At 66.2% G+C, this 16936-nt stretch carries 12 protein-coding genes and 1 other RNA gene; 7 read left to right on the top strand and 6 right to left on the bottom strand.

Annotated features, from left to right (window positions below; genetic code table 11):
* The first annotated feature begins 7 nt into the window (after window positions 1-7).
* The 4 genes from pstB to phoR all read left to right on the top strand — a co-directional run bounded on the left by pstB (window position 8) and on the right by phoR (window position 3741).
* Complete coding sequence (gene pstB, locus C8C96_RS18495; RefSeq protein WP_056067255.1) at window positions 8-790, top strand: phosphate ABC transporter ATP-binding protein PstB; 783 nt, start codon at window positions 8-10, stop codon at window positions 788-790.
* Window positions 791-801: 11 nt separating this feature from the next.
* Window positions 802-1503: a phosphate signaling complex protein PhoU gene (phoU, locus tag C8C96_RS18490; RefSeq protein WP_010457902.1), complete on the top strand. Its 702-nt coding sequence runs from the start codon at window positions 802-804 to the stop codon at window positions 1501-1503.
* 21 nt (window positions 1504-1524) lie between these two features.
* A complete protein-coding gene (gene phoB, locus C8C96_RS18485) occupies window positions 1525-2232 on the top strand; it encodes a phosphate regulon transcriptional regulator PhoB (protein WP_015013590.1) in 708 nt (235 codons plus the stop codon).
* Between the two features lie 165 nt (window positions 2233-2397).
* Window positions 2398-3741 carry a phosphate regulon sensor histidine kinase PhoR gene (gene phoR, locus C8C96_RS18480; protein WP_121943250.1) on the top strand — a complete coding sequence of 448 codons (1344 nt, stop codon included), beginning with the start codon at window positions 2398-2400 and terminating at the stop codon, window positions 3739-3741.
* Here the strand turns inward: phoR and C8C96_RS18475 are convergent.
* From C8C96_RS18475 to trxA, 5 genes are all read right to left on the bottom strand, one after another.
* Entirely contained in the window at window positions 3695-5062 is a 1368-nt protein-coding gene (locus C8C96_RS18475) for an MATE family efflux transporter (RefSeq protein ID WP_121943249.1), read from the bottom strand. The genes phoR and C8C96_RS18475 overlap by 47 nt on opposite strands.
* Complete coding sequence (locus C8C96_RS18470; protein ID WP_121943248.1) at window positions 5062-6762, bottom strand: hypothetical protein; 1701 nt, start codon at window positions 6760-6762, stop codon at window positions 5062-5064. Before C8C96_RS18470 ends, C8C96_RS18475 begins: the two co-directional genes overlap by 1 nt.
* 109 nt (window positions 6763-6871) lie before the next feature.
* Window positions 6872-7126, bottom strand: coding sequence for a type B 50S ribosomal protein L31 (locus tag C8C96_RS18465; protein WP_015013594.1), 255 nt, complete (start codon window positions 7124-7126; stop codon window positions 6872-6874).
* 92 nt (window positions 7127-7218) lie between these two features.
* The gene (gene rho / locus C8C96_RS18460; protein WP_056067265.1) at window positions 7219-8481 is read right to left on the bottom strand and encodes a transcription termination factor Rho; all 1263 of its coding nucleotides are present in this window, start codon (window positions 8479-8481) and stop codon (window positions 7219-7221) included.
* Window positions 8482-8757: 276 nt separating this feature from the next.
* Window positions 8758-9090, bottom strand: coding sequence for a thioredoxin TrxA (gene trxA / locus C8C96_RS18455; RefSeq protein WP_008906761.1), 333 nt, complete (start codon window positions 9088-9090; stop codon window positions 8758-8760).
* Window positions 9091-9200: 110 nt separating this feature from the next.
* On the opposite strand from trxA, the gene C8C96_RS18450 reads away from it, so the two are divergent.
* The 3 genes from C8C96_RS18450 (at window position 9201) to C8C96_RS18440 (ending at window position 16747) form a co-directional block, all read left to right on the top strand.
* Complete coding sequence (locus C8C96_RS18450; RefSeq protein WP_121943247.1) at window positions 9201-11819, top strand: PD-(D/E)XK nuclease family protein; 2619 nt, start codon at window positions 9201-9203, stop codon at window positions 11817-11819.
* On the top strand, window positions 11816-15325 hold the full coding sequence (locus tag C8C96_RS18445; protein ID WP_121943246.1) for an exodeoxyribonuclease V subunit beta: 3510 nt from the start codon (window positions 11816-11818) through the stop codon (window positions 15323-15325). The genes C8C96_RS18450 and C8C96_RS18445 overlap by 4 nt, the downstream gene beginning before the upstream one ends.
* A gap of 105 nt (window positions 15326-15430) precedes the next feature.
* The gene (locus tag C8C96_RS18440) at window positions 15431-16747 is read left to right on the top strand and encodes a TIGR03862 family flavoprotein (protein WP_121943245.1); all 1317 of its coding nucleotides are present in this window, start codon (window positions 15431-15433) and stop codon (window positions 16745-16747) included.
* A gap of 82 nt (window positions 16748-16829) precedes the next feature.
* On the opposite strand, the gene ffs is transcribed toward C8C96_RS18440, so the two are convergent.
* An RNA gene (gene ffs / locus C8C96_RS18435) (signal recognition particle sRNA small type) lies at window positions 16830-16926 on the bottom strand.
* Window positions 16927-16936: the final 10 nt, after the last annotated feature.

Raw genomic sequence — 16936 nt, 5'->3', positions numbered from 1 at the left:
ATTGACAATGAACGCCACTGCTACCGCCACTGCCAGCAAGAACGCGCTGGAGCTGCGTAACCTGAGTTTTTTCTACGGCAAGTTCCAGGGCCTGCGCAACGTGAGCCTGGACATCGCCGAGCACAAGGTCACTGCCTTCATCGGCCCCTCGGGCTGTGGCAAGTCCACGCTGCTGCGCACGCTCAACCGCATGTACAGCCTGTATCCCGGCCAGCGCGCCGAGGGCTCCATCAGCTTCTACGGCCAGGACATCCTGGACCCCAAGCAGGACATCAACCTGCTGCGCGCCCGCATCGGCATGGTGTTCCAGAAGCCCACCCCGTTCCCCATGTCCATCTACGACAACATCGCGTTTGGCGTGAAGCTTTACGAGACGCTGAGCAAGAGCGAGATGGACGACCGCGTGGAGTGGGCACTGTCCAAGGCCGCACTGTGGACCGAGGTGAAGGACAAGCTGCACCAGAGCGGCCTGTCGCTCTCCGGCGGCCAGCAGCAGCGCCTGTGCATTGCGCGCAGCGTGGCGGTGAAGCCTTCGGTGCTGTTGCTCGACGAGCCCACCTCGGCGCTGGACCCGTTGTCCACCGCCAAGATCGAAGAGCTGATCGACGAGCTCAAGCACGACTACACCATTGCGATCGTGACCCACAACATGCAGCAGGCCGCCCGCTGCAGCGACTTCACCGCCTACATGTACCTGGGCGAGATGATCGAGTTCGGTGCGACCGAGCAGATCTTCTTCAAGCCCGAGCGCAAAGAAACCGAAGACTACATCACCGGCCGTTTCGGCTAAGGAGACAGCAGATGCCCGATAAACATCTTTCGTCCCAGTTCGACAGCGAACTCAACAGCGTCTCTGCCCGCGTCATGGAAATGGGTGGCTTGGTGGAGTCACAGATTCGCCAGGCGGTGTACGCGCTGTCGCAATTCAGCCTGGAGGCCGTGGAGACGGTGGCCTCGATGGAGACCCGCATCAATGCGATGGAGGTCGAGATCGACCAGGAGCTGTCCTCCATCATCGCCCGCCGCCAGCCCACCGCGCGTGACCTGCGCCTGCTGCTGGCCTTCTCCAAGGCCACGGCCAATCTGGAGCGCATGGGCGACGAAGCCAACAAGATGGCGCGCATGGTGCGCTCCATCATCGAAGGCGGCGCCCCGCGCTCGTTGCCATCGAGCGACCTGCGGGTGGCGGCCGAGCTGGCCTCGGGCCAGCTGCGCAAGACGCTGGATGCGTTTGCTCGGCTGGACGTGAAGGCGGCGGTCGCCATCCTCAAGGAGGACGACCTCATCGACAAGGAGTTCGACGGCTTCGTGCGCAAGCTCATCACCTACATGATGGAAGACCCCCGAACCATCTCGCCTAGCCTGGATCTGCTGTTCCTCGCCAAGGCCATCGAGCGCATTGGCGACCATTCCAAGAACGTGGCCGAGCTCATCATCTATCTGGTCAAGGGCAAGGACGTGCGCCACACAGCCCTCGACGAGATCGAGTCGGCAGTGCTGTAAGTACGGGGCGCTGAAATCACCATGAGAAAGCTTCCCCGTGTCCTCATCGTCGAGGACGAACCCGCGATTGCCGAACTGATTGCAGTCAACCTGCGCCACAACGGTTTCCAGCCCTTCTGGGCGGAAGACGGCGACAGCGCGCAGCGCGAGCTAGATGCCGTGCTGCCCGATGTGATCCTGCTGGACTGGATGCTGCCCGGGCAAAGCGGTTTGTCGCTGGCGCGCAAGTGGCGTGCAGACAGCCGCACCAAGCCCATCCCCATCCTCATGCTCACCGCGCGTGGGGACGAGCCGGACAAGGTGGCCGGGCTGGACGCCGGTGCCGACGACTACATCACCAAGCCCTTTTCCACGCAGGAGCTGCTGGCCCGCATCCGCGCGGTGCTGCGCCGCCGCGCACCCGAGCAGGTGAGCGACAGCGTGAGCATTGGCGAGCTGGTGCTGGACGCCGCGACTTACCGGGTCACCTTCCAGGGTCAGCCCCTGAAGGTCGGGCCCACGGAGTTCAAGCTGCTGCATTTCTTGATGAAGCACGCCGAGCGTGTGCACAGCCGCTCACAGCTGCTCGACAAGGTGTGGGGCGACCATGTCTTCATCGAGGAGCGCACGGTGGACGTGCATGTCAAGCGCCTGCGCGAGGCCCTGGGTGCAGCGTCCGTGATGGTGGAAACGGTGCGCGGCGCGGGCTACCGGCTCACTGCACAACCCCAGGTACCGCTGTCGGCCTGATGGGCAGGCGGCCTGCCGCCTGTGAGTGATGCGACGCGCTCGATGGCTGCTGTGCAGCGGGCCACTGCGGTCGGCGTGCATCGGTGGTGGCGATGGATGGATGTGATGGATCAATGGGCGCGCGTGTCGCGCCCCTGGCGTTTCTGAGAAGGCTTTGCAATCCGCATGCTGTGGCGTATTTCGTTTTTCCTGCTGTGGCAGTTGGCGGGTGGTGGCCTGGGGTGGTGGCAAGGCGGGCCCTGGGGTGCAGCACTGGGGGCCGCCATTGCTGCCTGGGCGTGGTTCGTGTGGGACCTGCTGCGGGGCTTGCGGGTGCTGCGCTGGCTGCGCACGGGCGATCTGGCCTCGGTGCCGTCCATGCGTGGAATCTGGGGCGAGGCGGCGGACCGTGCGCGGCGTCTGCTGCGCAAGCAGGAGGCGCAGATACGAGACAGCCAGGACCGTTTGCAGGAGATACTGGCAGCCCTGCAGGCCTCCCCCAACGGCGTGGTGCTGCTGGATGCGCAGGGCCGCATCGAATGGTGCAACCAGATGGCTGCCAACCAGTTTGGCTTTGACGCGCAGCGCGACGTCATGCAGTCCATCGGCAATCTGCTGCGCAACCCTGAATTCACGGCTTACTTTGCTGCCAAGGACTTCACCAGCGATGTGGTGCTGGAGGGGCGCCTGAGCACGCCGTCGCGGCCCGTACGCATCTCGGTGCACCTGCACCCCTATGGCGATGGCCGCACGCTGCTGCTGTCGCGCGACGTGACGGCGCTGGAGCAGGCCGACGCGATGCGGAGAGACTTCGTGGCCAATGTGTCGCACGAGATCCGCACACCCCTCACGGTGCTCACCGGTTTTGTCGAAACCTTGCAGACCTTGCCGCTGAGCGCCGACGAGCGCTCGCGCTACCTGGGCATGATGGCGCAGCAGGCGCAGCGCATGCAAAGTGTGGTGCAGGACCTGCTCACGCTGTCGCGTCTGGAGGGCAGCCCGCTGCCCGGCATGGCCGAATGGACGCCTGTTCAGTCGCTGATGCAGCGCTGCGAGGAGGAGGGCCGCGCCCTGTCGACGCTGCTCACACAGAACCAGCAGCGTCCCCATACGATGCGCTTTCCGGCGGCCGATTTGCTGCGGGCCGAAGGCGAGATTGCTGGTGTGCCTGCCGAACTGCAAAGTGCCTTGTCCAACCTCGTCAACAACGCGGTGCGCTACACGCCCGGCGGTGGTTCCATCGAAGTGCAGTGGCTGCGCAAGGAGGACGGCAGTGCCGTGTTCTCCGTGCACGACACCGGCCCCGGCATTGCGCCCGAGCATATCCCGCGCCTGACAGAGCGCTTTTACCGGGTGGACCGCAGCCGTTCGCGCGAGACCGGGGGCACTGGCCTGGGCCTGGCCATCGTCAAGCATGTGCTGCAGCGCCATGGCGCCACGCTGGACATCGCGAGCACGCTGGGCAAGGGCTCGGTGTTTTCGGTCACTTTCCCGGCCAACCGTTTGCGGGGTTTTTCCCTGCCGGGCTGATGGCTCGCCAGAGCATGGCGACGAACAGCAGTGCGGTGACTGCGAGCGCCGCCGCGCTGGCCGCCCAGAAGGGAGTGGGCGAAGCCACACCCGACCAAGGCCCGCTGCCCCCATACGCCAGCCAATAGCCGCCCGCCAGGCCAGCCCCCCACAACAGCGCGCAGTACACCACCAGTGGCGCCAGCGTGATGCGATAGCAGCGCAGCACAAACACGCACAGCGTCTGCACCGCATCGGCAGCGTGGTAGGCCGCCACCCAGACCAGCACCGTGCCGGCCACGGCTGCCACGCTGGCGTTGTCGGTGTAGATCTGGCTGATCGAGTGTCTTGCTATCAATAAAATAGCTGCCAAGGCAATACCCACTAGCGCAGCGAGCGAAAAACCCATCAAAACCACCTGACGGGCTCGCTGGGGCTGCTGTGCGCCCAGCCAGTAGCTCACCCGCGCGCTGGTGGCGATGGACAGCGACAGCGGCACCATGTAGAGCACAGCAGCCATGTTGGCGGCGATCTGGTGGGCGGCCGCCGAGGTGGTGCCCTGGCGCGCGATGAACAAGGCCATCAGGGTGAAGGAGGTCACCTCCACCATCACGGCCAGCCCTGCTGGAATGCCGAGCCTGGCAAAGCCTGCAATCGTGGGCCAGTGCGGGGGCTCCATGCGGCGCCACAGCCCCAGGGGGGTATAGATGTCCTGCGTGCGCAGCAGCCACACAGCCAGCGCCAGCATGCTGCAGTTGACGACCAGCGTTGCCCAGGCGCAGCCCACCACCCCCTGCGCGGGCAGGCCCCCGCCGCCAAAGGTGAACCACACCGACAGCGGCAGCTTGATCAGCAGCGAGCCCACCTGCAGCCAGGTGACCAGACGCGGATGCCCCAGGGCCTGGTTGAGGGTGCTGTAGATCCGGAACAGCAGGGCGGGTGGGAGTGCCAGTGCCAGCACAGCCAGGTAGTTTTCTACCTGCGGGCGAAGCGCAGGGGGTACTTCCGTCCAGCGCAGCAGCGCGCCTGGCGATAGCAGCACCGCCATGCCCACCACTGAAGCAGCAGCGCACAGGTACAAGGCCTGTCGCAGTGATCGGCCTACGGCCTCAGGCTGTTGCGCGCCGCGCTGTTCGGCCCACACGGGGAGGAGTGCCTGCAGCACGCCTATCAGCGCGACGTACACACTGATGAAGATGGCCGACCCCACGGACAGCGCGGCCAGCGACGATTCGCTGTAGCGCCCCGCCACGATAGTGTCCGTCACCCCGAAGGCCATGACCGCCAATTGCCCCGCCAGCACGGTCACGGCGTGCCGGGTGATGGTGGACAGCTCCGACATCAGCGGGCCGGGGCCGCACGACGGAACAGCAGCAGGTTCTCGTTCTTGTCGGTGGGGCGGGGCAGAGTGGCCCGGGCTTCCCACAGCTCAGCGCGGACCATGCGCTCGGACGCGGGCCAGGAGGCGCTGTCCACCAGCAGCCACTGGCATTCATCCTGCAGACCCGCGCGCTGCAGCGACAGCTGTCCATGGAACTGCAGAGCCGCCACCTGAGCACGGTTCAGCCCCACGGTCTGAATGCACCCGGGCTCCGGCCCCAGGGCTGCCACCACACTGCGCACCTGCGGACCATAGCTGCGTGCGTAGTCCAGCAGGGGCAGCCAGAGGGTCATCAGCAAAAGCCAGCCCAGGGCAGCACCACCTGCGGGCAGCACCAGGCTCTTCCAGATGGGGGCCCGGTTGCGGGATGCGCGCCACCACGCCAGACCACACCAACCCACAGTGGCCGCCACGGCCACCAGCAAAGCCAGTGCAGAAAACTGCGGCACGAAACCGGGCGCCAGCTTGGCCACGTTGGCGGCAGGTTTGGCAGGCACCCCGGTCTGCATGGCAATCCAGATCACCCAGATCGCGAGGGCCGATGCGGTGAAAAACAGCAGCGTGAACCAGTCGATCAAGGCTCCTACGCTGCGGCGCAGCGTAGGCAGGGCAAAGGCTGCCAGCGCAGCCAGGGCGGGCAGGCCCAGCAGCAATGCCCGGTCGGCCGGTTGGGTGGTGATGGTGGCGCCAATCGACACCAGAGTGAACCACAGGGGCAGCAGCAGGTGTCGTTGGCCGGGGCGGCTGAAGATCTGCTGGCGCCAGCGCCACAAGGTCCACAGTGCCAGTGGCCAGGCCGGCCAGCCAAACCACAGCAGCAGGCGCGCCAGGCTCAGCCAGTCCTTGCCACCACCATCGAACCCCACAACACGCCAGCGCCACAGGTCCAGCCCTTGGGCCAGAGCGGCCGCTGCCAGCGTGGCTGCGGCCAGCACGGCGGCCCAGCGCCAGCGGCGGTCGGTGTTGCCAGCGGGCGCAAACAGTGCCAACAACGCGCCACCCATGCCCAATAAGGCCGTGAGGGCGGGGGCTCCGGACAGCGTGAGCCCGGCCATGCCCAGCACCAGGGCCACGGCGGGTGCCACGGTACGGTGGGGCATGGCGGCCACCGCAAAAAACAGCAAAGCGGTGCAGCCAAGCTGTGCCAGATAGCTCGTGACCTCATGCGATAGCTGCGCCAGTCCCAGGCAGGCGATCAGCGCCAGCAAGGCGCCATCGGCAATCGCGCGCGCATAGTCGAGGGGAGAGGCCTCACCCCCAAAGGCAAATGCGACCGGTTGGGCGCCCGGGCTACGGGCCAGGTAGTACACGCCATACCAGGTGGCCATCAGGGTGATGACCAGGAGCGCGATGAACGGTATGCGGGCCGCCATCTCTGGCGACAGCCAGACCGGTGCCATCTGCACGGCCCAGGCCCCCAGCCAGTAGGGCAGCAGCCCTTCGGTTTCGGGGGGCATGCCACCGAGCAGCGGACTGAGCCAGGGAGTGCGTCCCTGGGCGAGCTCCAGCATGTAGCCAAAGGCGGTGACGTCTGCGTTCTTCCACGGATCCCGGCCCACAAAGCCGGGCACTACGTAGGCAATGCACAGCAGCAGCAGCGCCCAGCGGGGCAGTGGGCTGACGGCGTTCTGGGTAACGATGGCGGGGGTGGGTGGAGTCACGCGGCAGTGGGCGGCTGGGCAAAGGAGCCACCGAGAATAAAGGCAAAACCCATGAAAAAAGGCAGCCCGGTTGCCCGGGCTGCCTTTTTGGCGGGATCGCAGGGGCGAATTACTTCGCTGCGGTCTTGCCGAAACGGTTGCGGAAGCGCTCCACGCGGCCACCCATGTTGTCCACGGACTTTTGCGTGCCGGTGTAGAAGGGGTGCGATTCAGAAGAGGTATCCAGCTTGAACAGCGGGTATTCCTTGCCTTCGTGGGTTTCGGTTTCCTTGGTGTTCACGCACGAGCGGGTCACGAACTTGAAACCGTTGGACAGGTCCACGAACAGAACTTCGCGGTAGTTGGGGTGAATGCCTTCTTTCATGATCTTCCTTTGAGTCAACTGCGGGAGCCGCACCGGCCAGTCCGATGTACTTTCCGCAAGAAAAAGCCCTCTATTATTGCACAGGCTGAGAATTAGCCCCCGCGACGCATCATGTCGAAGAAGTCCACATTGGTCTTGGTGGCCTTCATGTTCTTGATCATGAGCTCCATGGACTCGATCTCGTCCATGTTGTACATGAACTGGCGAAGGATGCGGGTCTTTTGCAGGATCTCGGGGGCCAGCAGCAGTTCTTCGCGGCGTGTGCCGCTCTTGTTGAGCTCGATGGCAGGGAACACGCGCTTTTCGTACAGGCGGCGGTTCAGGTGGATTTCGCAGTTGCCCGTGCCCTTGAATTCTTCAAAGATCACTTCATCCATGCGGCTGCCGGTATCGACCAGCGCCGTGGCGATGATGGTGAGCGAACCACCTTCCTCAACCTTGCGCGCAGCGCCAAAGAAGCGCTTGGGGCGCTGGAGTGCGGCGGCATCCACACCACCGGACAGCACCTTGCCGCTCGACGGCACGACGTTGTTGTAGGCGCGGGCCAGGCGGGTGATGGAGTCGAGCAGGATGACCACGTCCTTCTTGAGCTCGACCAGGCGCTTGGCGCGCTCGATCACCATTTCGGCCACGTGCACGTGGCGTGCGGCGGGCTCGTCGAAGGTGGAGGCGATGATTTCGCCTTTGACCGTGCGCTGCATTTCGGTCACTTCTTCAGGGCGCTCGTCCACCAGCAGCACCATCAGGTGCACGTCGGGGTTGTTGGCCGTAATGGCGTGGGCGATGTGCTGCATCATCACCGTCTTGCCGCTCTTGGGCGGCGCGACGATCAGCGCACGCTGGCCGCGGCCAATGGGCGCGATGATGTCGATGATGCGGCCGGTGATGTTCTCTTCGCTTTTGACGTCGCGCTCCAGTCGCATCTGCTCCTTGGGGAACAGGGGCGTCAGGTTCTCGAACATCACCTTGTGCTTGTTCTGCTCTGGTGGGCCGTCGTTGACCTTGTCGAGCTTGGTCAGTGCAAAGTAGCGCTCGCCGTCCTTGGGCGTGCGCACTTCGCCTTCGATCATGTCGCCGGTGTGCAGGTTGAAGCGACGCACCTGGCTGGGGCTGATGTAAATATCGTCCGTACTGGCGGTGAAGCTGGTGTCCGGGCTGCGCAGAAAGCCGAAGCCATCAGGCAGGATTTCCAGCACGCCGTCTGCAAACACCTGCTCACCCGCCTTGGCGCGCTTCTTGATGATGGCAAACATCAACTCCTGCTTGCGCATGCGGCCCGTGTTTTCGATTTCGAGTTCTTCGGCCTGCTTCAGGACTTCAGACACGTGCAGTGCCTTGAGTTCGTTTAAGTGCATGGATTGACTCCTTGGCGGAGCTGGTGTGAATCTTGGGGGAGGTGGGCTGATGCCGAATGGGCTGCTGTTTGCAGGTCCGGCTCGCCAGGGATCTTGGTCCGGCTGCCAATGCATGCAGCCCGGTGATCTGTGGGAATTATGACAGGAAAAAATGCGGGGGCCTCAGGGGCGCAAGGTGCGGGCTTGCGCAACTGCCAGCGTGTTGTTTCCCCGCAGGTCTATCGCTTAACAAAAAAGCCCCATCGGCATTCGTACCGAGGGGGCTGAGGCAGTGGGTCAGGCCAGTTGTTGGTCGATGAAGGCGGTCAACTGTGCCTTGCTCATCGCGCCGACTTTGGTGGCTGCCAGTTGGCCATCCTTGAACAGCATCAGGGTGGGGATGCCGCGGATGCCGAACTTGGCGGGAATCTCGCGGTTCTCGTCCACGTTCATCTTGGCGATCTGTAGCTTGCCTTGGTAGGTGCCTGCGACTTCGTCCAGGATGGGAGCAATCATCTTGCAGGGGCCGCACCACTCAGCCCAGTAGTCCACCAGCACGGCGGAGCCCGGTTGGAGCACGTCGGCTTCAAAGCTGGCGTCGGAGACATGTTTGATGAGTTCGCTGGCCATGGCGGAATTCCTTGATTTTGGGCGGGTTGCGACCGGTGTACGTTTAAAGTCTGGGCATTGTGACAGAAACCAATCCCACGTTCACCGTTGTGGCCGGGTCTTGCGACGCTATGACAGTCATAGCGAAAAGCGATCAAACCAGTGGATTTGCGGCCGCAAGCACCGCCCTGTGGCAACGCGCACTGGCCCGGGTGGCCGCGCATGCCCAAGCCCATGGTGCCCATTTGGCGCGCACGGTGGTGCTGGTGCCCTACGCCCAGCTTATGCCCTGGGCGCAGCGCCATTGGGTTCAGCAGTTCCCGCAGAGCTTTGCACCACGTTTTGAAACCACCCGCAACTGGGCCCGCCAGCTGCAAGCGTTTGAGCCCACGGGCGACGACCTGGCGGGCGACGTTGCGCGCGACACGCTCACGGCCCGCACTTTACTTGACCGCGTGGGGCAGGGCGGGCAGCGCGAAGTGCTGGCCACGCCACTGCAGGAGGCTGCAGCCCAATTGGCCCCGGTGATTGCTGCCGTGCCCACAGCCCTACGCGCTGCCTGGGGTGACGAGGCTCGGAAGCTGCTGACCACGCCGGAAGAAGGTACCGCCCTGCATTACGAGGCCCTGGTGGCTCGCCTGGCGCTGGAATGGGCACTGGCATCGCGCTACGCGACCGATGTGCTGTTTGAGCCCGGCGTTCGCGGGGCGGTGGATGCGCTGGTGGTGCTGGAGGGATTTCAGTCTGACACGCTGACCCGGGCCCTGCAGGCGCATTGGGGCGAGCAAGGTGTGTGCATTGCGCTCCCCGCGTTGGTCGGTGATGCGGGTTCACCACCGCAGTGGGCCCTGCACGCCGCAACGGACGCCGAAGACGAGGCGCACCGCGCTGCGGCCTGTGTGCTGCGTCATGTCGAGCAGGGGCGGGTGCCCGTGGCCCTCGCGGCCACTGACCGCGCACTGATCCGCCGTGTCCTGGCCCACCTGGACAGCAGTGGCGTATTGGTGCGCGACGAAAGCGGCTGGATTCTGTCCACCACGCGCGCCGCTTCACGGGTCATGGCCGTGCTGCAGGCCGCTGCGTGGAATGCCTCTTCCAACGAGGTGCTGGACTGGGTCAAACACACCCCAGCGCTGATGCCTGGCGAGGTCAATCGCCTGGAGCAATGGCTGCGCAAAGGTGTGGTGCAGCACTGGAGCGCCGCCGCCCAGTGGGGTTTGAAGGGCGACGTGGGTGCGCAGCCCCACCTGGCCCGCACCGTGGCCACCGTAGAAGCATGGCGCAACACCCTGCGCGCTGCACGGCCGCTGGCGCAGTGGCTAACCGACTTGCGCACGGTGCTGGAGCAGGCCGGCCAATGGCAGGGTCTGCAGGCCGACCCTGCTGGCATGCGGGTGCTGGCAGCCCTGCGCCTGCAGGACGGTCAGCAGTCAGAGCTGGACGGCTGGGGCGACAGTGCGGGCCGCCGCATGACACTGGCCGAATTTACCCGTTGGGCCAAAGACGTGCTGGAGTCCGGGCGCTATGTGGCCGCGCAGGCGGCTGGTGCCCCCGTGGTGGTGGTGCCTATGCCGCAACTGCTGGGCCGCCCTTTCGCCGCCGCCGTGTTGCCGGGTTGCGACGAAAAGCGCCTGCAACCTGCTCCCGAACCCGCTGGCGACTGGACACAGGCCCAGCGCGAGGCCTGGGGCCTGCCTACGCGCCAGTCGCTGGAGGCTGCCCAGCGTGCCGCCTGGGCCCATGCCCTGCGCACTCCGGTGGTGGATGTGCTGTGGCGCACCGGTGACGAAGGCGGTGAGCCCCTGCTGGCCAGCGCGCTGGTGCTGGCCCTGCAATTGGATGGTGCCGCCCTGCCGGGAGCCGATGAGCGCGGTGCGCGCGAGGTGGTCGCCACTCCCACGCTACGCCCCTTGCCCGTCGGCCACGCGCTGCCGGTGACCCACCTGTCATCCACGGCGTATTCCGATTTGCGCCACTGTCCTTACCGCTTCTTTGCCCAGCGTCAACTGGGCCTGCGCGAGGCCGACGAGCTGGATGCCGAAGTGGACAAGCGGGACTTTGGCACCTGGCTGCACGCGGTACTGCAGCATTTTCATGAAGCCTTGCTGGCGGAGCCGACCGATGGTCTGGATGAGCGCCGTGTGCGCATGGACGCCGCCGCCGAGGCCGTCACCCGCGAGCAGCGTTTGCAGGACGGCGACTTTCTGCCCTTTGCCGCAGGCTGGACGCAACTGCGCGACGGCTACCTGCAATGGCTGGCAGGGCATGAGCAACAGGGCGCCACCTTCCGCCAGGCCGAGGTCAAGGCCCGCCAGCCGCTGGGCGATCTGGAACTCATCGGCACCATCGACCGCATCGATGGGGTCTCGTCCACCGGCGAGCCTGCGGTACTGGTGATTGACTACAAGACCGAAAGCGACAGCGTGACCCGCCAGCGCATCAAGGCTGGAGCGGAGGACACCCAACTTGCTTTTTACGCGGCCTTGTTGAGCCACGACACCCTGCGTGCGGCTTATGTCAACGTAGGCGAGCGCGGCGAGACACAGCTGCACGAACAGGACGAAGTGGTGCACCTGCGCGATGTGCTCATCGAAGGCATCCAGCACGACATGGCCCGCATCGCCGCCGGCGCGCCGCTGCCCGCGCTGGGCGAGGGATCGGTGTGCGAGTTCTGCGCCGTGCGCGGCCTGTGCCGCAAGGACTACTGGGCGGACGCTGAACAGGCGTTGCCCGCGCAAGAGACGCCATGACCGAGAGCCTTTCCCCACCCGCCCAGGCCGCTTACGAACACAACGGCCGCCCCGTATCGCGCGAGGCCTTCTACGCCATCGCCTGTGACCCCGCGCGCAGCGTGGCGGTGGAGGCCTGCGCCGGTGCGGGCAAGACCTGGATGCTGGTTTCGCGCATGCTGCGGGCGCTGCTCGACGGCTGCGCGCCGCACGAAATCCTGGCCATCACCTTCACCAAGAAGGCGGCCGGGGAGATGCGCCAGCGTTTGCAGGAGTGGCTGGAGCAGTACAGCCACAAGCCGCTCGAAGAACTCACTGCCGAGCTGATTGCAAGGGGAATCAGCCCCCAAGGTGCGCTGGAAAAGCGCGAGGCGCTACAAAACCTATACCGCCAGCTGCTCACTGCAGGCCGCCCGGTGCAGATCCGCACCTTCCACAGCTGGTTTGCCGCGCTGCTGGGCACGGCGCCGCTGGCGCTGCTGCAACAACAAGGCCTGCCCGCGCACTTTGAGCTGCTCGAAGACGATGCCGAGGCGGTGCGCGAGGTCTGGCCCCCGTTTCTGCAGACCGTGGCCGACAGCGCCAGCCTGCGTGCCGACTACGAAGCCGTGGTGGCCCGCCATGGCCGCTCGCAAACGCACAAGGCCCTGGCAGCGGCGCTGGCCAAGCGGGTGGAGTTCGATCTGGCCGACGAGGCGGGCGTGGTGGATGCCTCGGTGCCGCCGTTCCAGCAGGCCTACCCCGAACTGGCCGCGTTGGCCGAGCCCGCCGATGCTTTGCAGACCGACGCTGCTCTTCAGCGCTGGCGCAGCCGTGCCAGCGCGCTGGGCGCAGAGGCCAACAAGACCCCCCAAAAGGCGGCCGACGCCATCATCGACGCGCTGGGCTGCACCGACCTGAACCAGCGCCTGGACCAATTGCGCCGTGCGATGTTCGTGGCCAAGGAAGACCGCCTCTCCAAGAACCTCGAGAAGTTCCCCGCTGCGCAAGAAGCCGAGCCCGAGCTGCAGCGCCTGCTCACGGCACGCCGCCAGCACGAGGCCTGGCAGCACCAGCAGCGCATGGCCCGGCTGGCGCGTTGCCTCATCGCGCAGTTTGTGGCCGTCAAGCAGCAGCACGGCTGGGTGGACATGAACGATGTGGAGCGCACGGCCCTGGTCATGCTGGCGGACCCGGTGCTGTCGGGCTGGGTGCAGGAGCGGCTCGATGCCCGCATTCGCCACCTGCTGGTCGATGAGTTTCAGGACACCAACCCGCTGCAGTGGCAGGCGCTGCACGCCTGGCTGTCGGGCTATGCGGGCTCGGGCGGCGGGTCTACCGCGCCCAGCGTGTTCATCGTGGGCGACCCGAAGCAGAGCATCTACCGCTTTCGCCGCGCCGAACCCCAGGTGTTCATCGCTGCGCAGGCGTTTGTGCGCGATGGGCTGCGCGGCGACCTGCTCAGCTGCGACCACACGCGCCGCAACGCACAGGGCGTGATTGCCGCGGTCAACGCCGTCATGGGCCAGGCCCAGGCGCAGAACGAGGCCACTGGCTTCCGCGACCACACCACCGAATCGAAACACCCCGGCCAGTTGCTGCGCCTGCCCGCCATCACCGATGCGGACGACGACAGCCAAGGCGCAGCCCGCGACGCCTTGGCCTGGCGCGACAGCCTGACCGAACCCCGGCACGAGGCCGAAGAAACCCAGCGCATGCGCGAATGCACCCAGGCCGCCGCCTGGGTGGCCGCGCAGATCGCCAGCGGCACGCCGCCCAAAGAGGTGCTGGTGCTGGCCCGCAAGCGCGACCGCCTGGCCAGCATGCAAGACGCCCTGCGCGCCCTCCACCTGCCCTGTGTGCAGCCCGAAAAGGCCGACCTGTTTGACGCGCCCGAGGTGCAGGACATGGTGGCGCTGCTCGACGTGCTGGTGTCGCCCACACACGACCTGTCTTTGGCCCGCGCGCTCAAGTCACCCCTGTTTGGCCTGGGTGACGACGCGCTGGTCGCGCTGGCGTTGTTGCGCCGCCAGCCGGAACACGCGGGCTGTAGCTGGTTTGATTTGCTATTGAAAAGTGAGCTGATGGCGCATGAATATCAAGCGCTTGGAGCCGTTTTGGCCCAATATCAGACGTGGGTGGGTACTTTGCCGCCCCACGACGCGCTGCACACCATTTACGAACACGGTGACGTGCTGGCCCGCTTTGCTGCCGCAGCACCTGTCACCCAGCGCCAGTCCGTGCAGGCCAATCTGCGCGCACTGCTGGCGGCATCGCTGCAGCACGACGGGGGGCGTTACCTCACGCCCTACGCCTTTGTGCGGGCCATAAAAAAGGGCGGTGTGCGCGCCCCAGGCCGGGCGGATGCGCAGGCCATCCGCTTGCTGACGGTGCATGGTGCCAAAGGGCTGGAGGCCGATTGCGTGCTGCTGCTCGATACCGACACCCGTCCACAAAAGGCCGAGACCATGGGCGTGTTGGTGGACTGGCCTGGCGAGCAGGCCGTGCCGTCTGCCTTCGTCTTTTTGGCCAGCGAATCGACCCCCCCACCCAGCGCAGTGGATGCGATCGCCGCCGAGCAGCAGGCCCGCAGCCGCGAGGAACTGAACATGCTCTACGTGGCCATGACGCGTGCCAAGCATTGCCTGGCCCTGTCGTCCGTGCAGCCCGGTAACTCGGTCCCCGGCAGTTGGTGGAATCGGCTCGCTCCCTTGGTCACTGAAGTGGATACGCAGGCGTTGGCCCCCGCAGAACATGCCGTGGCGGCCGTAGCGCCCGCGCAGACCTTCACCATTCCCTGCCTGCCCGCGCTGCCCGAGGCGCTGCAAAGCGCGCGCGTGCAAACCGATGCGGGATTGCCGGGCGACAGCCCTGTGGCCATGCCGGGTGACGGAGAATCTACCCCCTTGTCGCGCCAGGGCGATGCCATGCACCAGCTGCTGGAGCAAGCCGGCGTGGCTGGTGCACCACTGGCCGACTTGCGCGCCCAGGGTTGGGCTGCCGCGCGCATTGCCCGCCTGGCTCTGGACCACGACATTGCCCCCGCTGCCGCCGAGTTGGCCGCCCGCATGGCGCAGGCCATTCTGGCGGGCGAGGGGGCCTGGGCGTGGGACGCTGCCCTGGTGCAGACCGCCATCAACGAAGCCCCGCTGCACTACCAGGGGCAGAGCCTGCGCATCGACCGCTTGGTGCAGCGCCGCGCGGCACACGCCGGCGATGCAGAGGCCGGCTGGTGGGTGCTGGATTACAAAAGCGCCACCCAACCCCAGCGCCAGCAGGCACTGGTGGCCCAGTTGCAGCGTTATCGCGAAGCCGTACAGGCCCTGATGCCGGGCGAGGTGGTGCATGCCGCGTTTCTCGCGGGCGATGGGCGGTTGGTAATGGTGGGCGATGCGCCGGGCTCAGCAGGGGCATCGGCGGCCCAGGCCCCCGCGGTGGGGCATACTCGCCCGCCCGTTGCCCCCATTGCGCCGGTTGCTCCAGCACAACCAGAGCGCGCGCCCACCTCGCCAGGCCCTGCGGATTCTCCGCAAGGCTCCCTGTTCTGACGTGCCGCCCCTGCGACGCGCTTCTTTATTCAGCAAGGCCCTCACGTGTCCCACCCCCTTCCTCCTTCCGATACATCCCCTGCACTTGCCCAGTCTGCGGAGGCTTTGCAGTGCGACGTGGCCGTCGTCGGCGGTGGCCCGGCGGGTCTCATGGCCGCAGAGGTGTTGGCCCAGGCGGGGGTGGTCGTGCACGTGTTTGACGCCATGCCTTCGGTGGGCCGCAAGTTTTTGCTCGCGGGCAAGGGCGGGCTCAACCTCACGCATTCCGAGCCCCACACGCCTTTTGTGAGTCGCTATGCCGGGCGCGAACCACAGATTGAGCCTCTGATTCAGGCTTTTGGCGGCCCCGAGATGCGCGCTTGGGCGCAAGGGCTGGGGGTGGAGACCTTTGTGGGCACTTCGGGCCGCGTGTTCCCCACCGACATGAAGGCCGCGCCGCTGCTGCGCGCCTGGCTGCAGCGCCTGCGCGGGCAAGGGGTTCTGTTCCACATGCGCCACCGCTGGCTGGGCTGGGCCGAGGAGGGGGCTCTGCGCTTTGCCGCACCGGCAGGCGAGGTGCGGGTGGCCGCCAAGGCGGTGGTGCTGGCGCTGGGCGGCGGCAGCTGGGCACGCCTGGGGTCTGATGGTGCCTGGGTGCCGCTGCTGGCGCAGCGCGGCGTGGTTGTGGCTCCGCTGCGCCCGTCCAACTGCGGCTTTGATGTGCTGCGTGCAGACGCACCTGCGGGCGAGACGCGCCGCGCCTTTCTGCAGGAGCTGCTGGGCCGCACGCCTGCGCCCACCGTGGGCTGGACGCCGCATTTTGCCGAGAAGTTTGTGGGCCAGCCCTTCAAGACCGTGGCGCTCAGCTTTACCGACAGCCGGGGCCACAGCTTCAGCCGCCGGGGCGAGTTCGTGGTCACGGCCACAGGCGTGGAGGGCAGCCTGGTCTATGCCGCCTCGCACCTCTTGCGCGACGAGGTGGAGGCCCATGGCCACGCCACGTTCCACCTCGACCTGCTGCCTGACCATGCGCCTGAGCGCGTGCTGGTGGAAGTGCGCCACCCGCGCGGTTCCCGGTCGCTCTCCAGCCACCTCAAGAGCCGCCTGGGCCTGGATGGCATCAAGGCGGGCATCCTGTACGAACACCTGGGCAAGGACGGCATGAACGACCCCGTGGCCCTGGCCCATGCGATCAAGGCGCTGCCCATCACCGTGGTGGCTGCGCGCCCGCTGGACGAGGCCATCAGTACGGCGGGCGGTGTGGCTTTTGAAGCGATGGACGCACACCTCATGGCGACGGCGTTACCAGGTGTGTTCTGCGCGGGAGAAATGCTGGACTGGGAGGCGCCCACCGGGGGCTATCTGCTGACCGCCAGCATGGCCAGCGGCCGTGTGGCGGGAGAGGGGGCGCTGCGCTGGCTAGGGCAGTCCGCAGGGGCTTGAGCGGCCGCTGAAGCGCACGGCTCGCTGTGGAAATACTGGAGAGAGGGAAGTTTTTGCGCGACCGCGCAAAAAGAAAGAAGAAGTTGACGAGCCTTACCCCCGGCACTGACTCCACAGTTAGGGCTGCTTGGTTCCCCACCTGACCCGGTTGGCCGCTTCACCATGCGAGGAGGCCCGTCACCGCTGATT

The sequence above is a fragment of the Acidovorax sp. 100 genome (assembly GCF_003688355.1).
Taxonomy (GTDB): Bacteria; Pseudomonadota; Gammaproteobacteria; order Burkholderiales; family Burkholderiaceae_C; genus Acidovorax; species Acidovorax delafieldii.
The sequence above is the reverse complement of the archived record's forward strand: the minus strand, read 5'-3'. Positions and strand labels throughout refer to the sequence as shown.

Bases quoted from the DNA above. Each gene is read 5' to 3' on its own strand.
- pstB (WP_056067255.1), top strand. From the start codon at position 8: ATGAACGCCACTGCTACCGCCACTGCCAGCAAGAACGCGCTGGAGCTG.
- phoU (WP_010457902.1), top strand. From the start codon at position 802: ATGCCCGATAAACATCTTTCGTCCCAGTTCGACAGCGAACTCAACAGC.
- phoB (WP_015013590.1), top strand. From the start codon at position 1,525: ATGAGAAAGCTTCCCCGTGTCCTCATCGTCGAGGACGAACCCGCGATT.
- phoR (WP_121943250.1), top strand. From the start codon at position 2,398: ATGCTGTGGCGTATTTCGTTTTTCCTGCTGTGGCAGTTGGCGGGTGGT.
- C8C96_RS18475 (WP_121943249.1), bottom strand. From the start codon at position 5,062: ATGTCGGAGCTGTCCACCATCACCCGGCACGCCGTGACCGTGCTGGCG.
- C8C96_RS18465 (WP_015013594.1), bottom strand. From the start codon at position 7,126: ATGAAAGAAGGCATTCACCCCAACTACCGCGAAGTTCTGTTCGTGGAC.
- rho (WP_056067265.1), bottom strand. From the start codon at position 8,481: ATGCACTTAAACGAACTCAAGGCACTGCACGTGTCTGAAGTCCTGAAG.
- trxA (WP_008906761.1), bottom strand. From the start codon at position 9,090: ATGGCCAGCGAACTCATCAAACATGTCTCCGACGCCAGCTTTGAAGCC.
- C8C96_RS18450 (WP_121943247.1), top strand. From the start codon at position 9,201: ATGACAGTCATAGCGAAAAGCGATCAAACCAGTGGATTTGCGGCCGCA.
- C8C96_RS18445 (WP_121943246.1), top strand. From the start codon at position 11,816: ATGACCGAGAGCCTTTCCCCACCCGCCCAGGCCGCTTACGAACACAAC.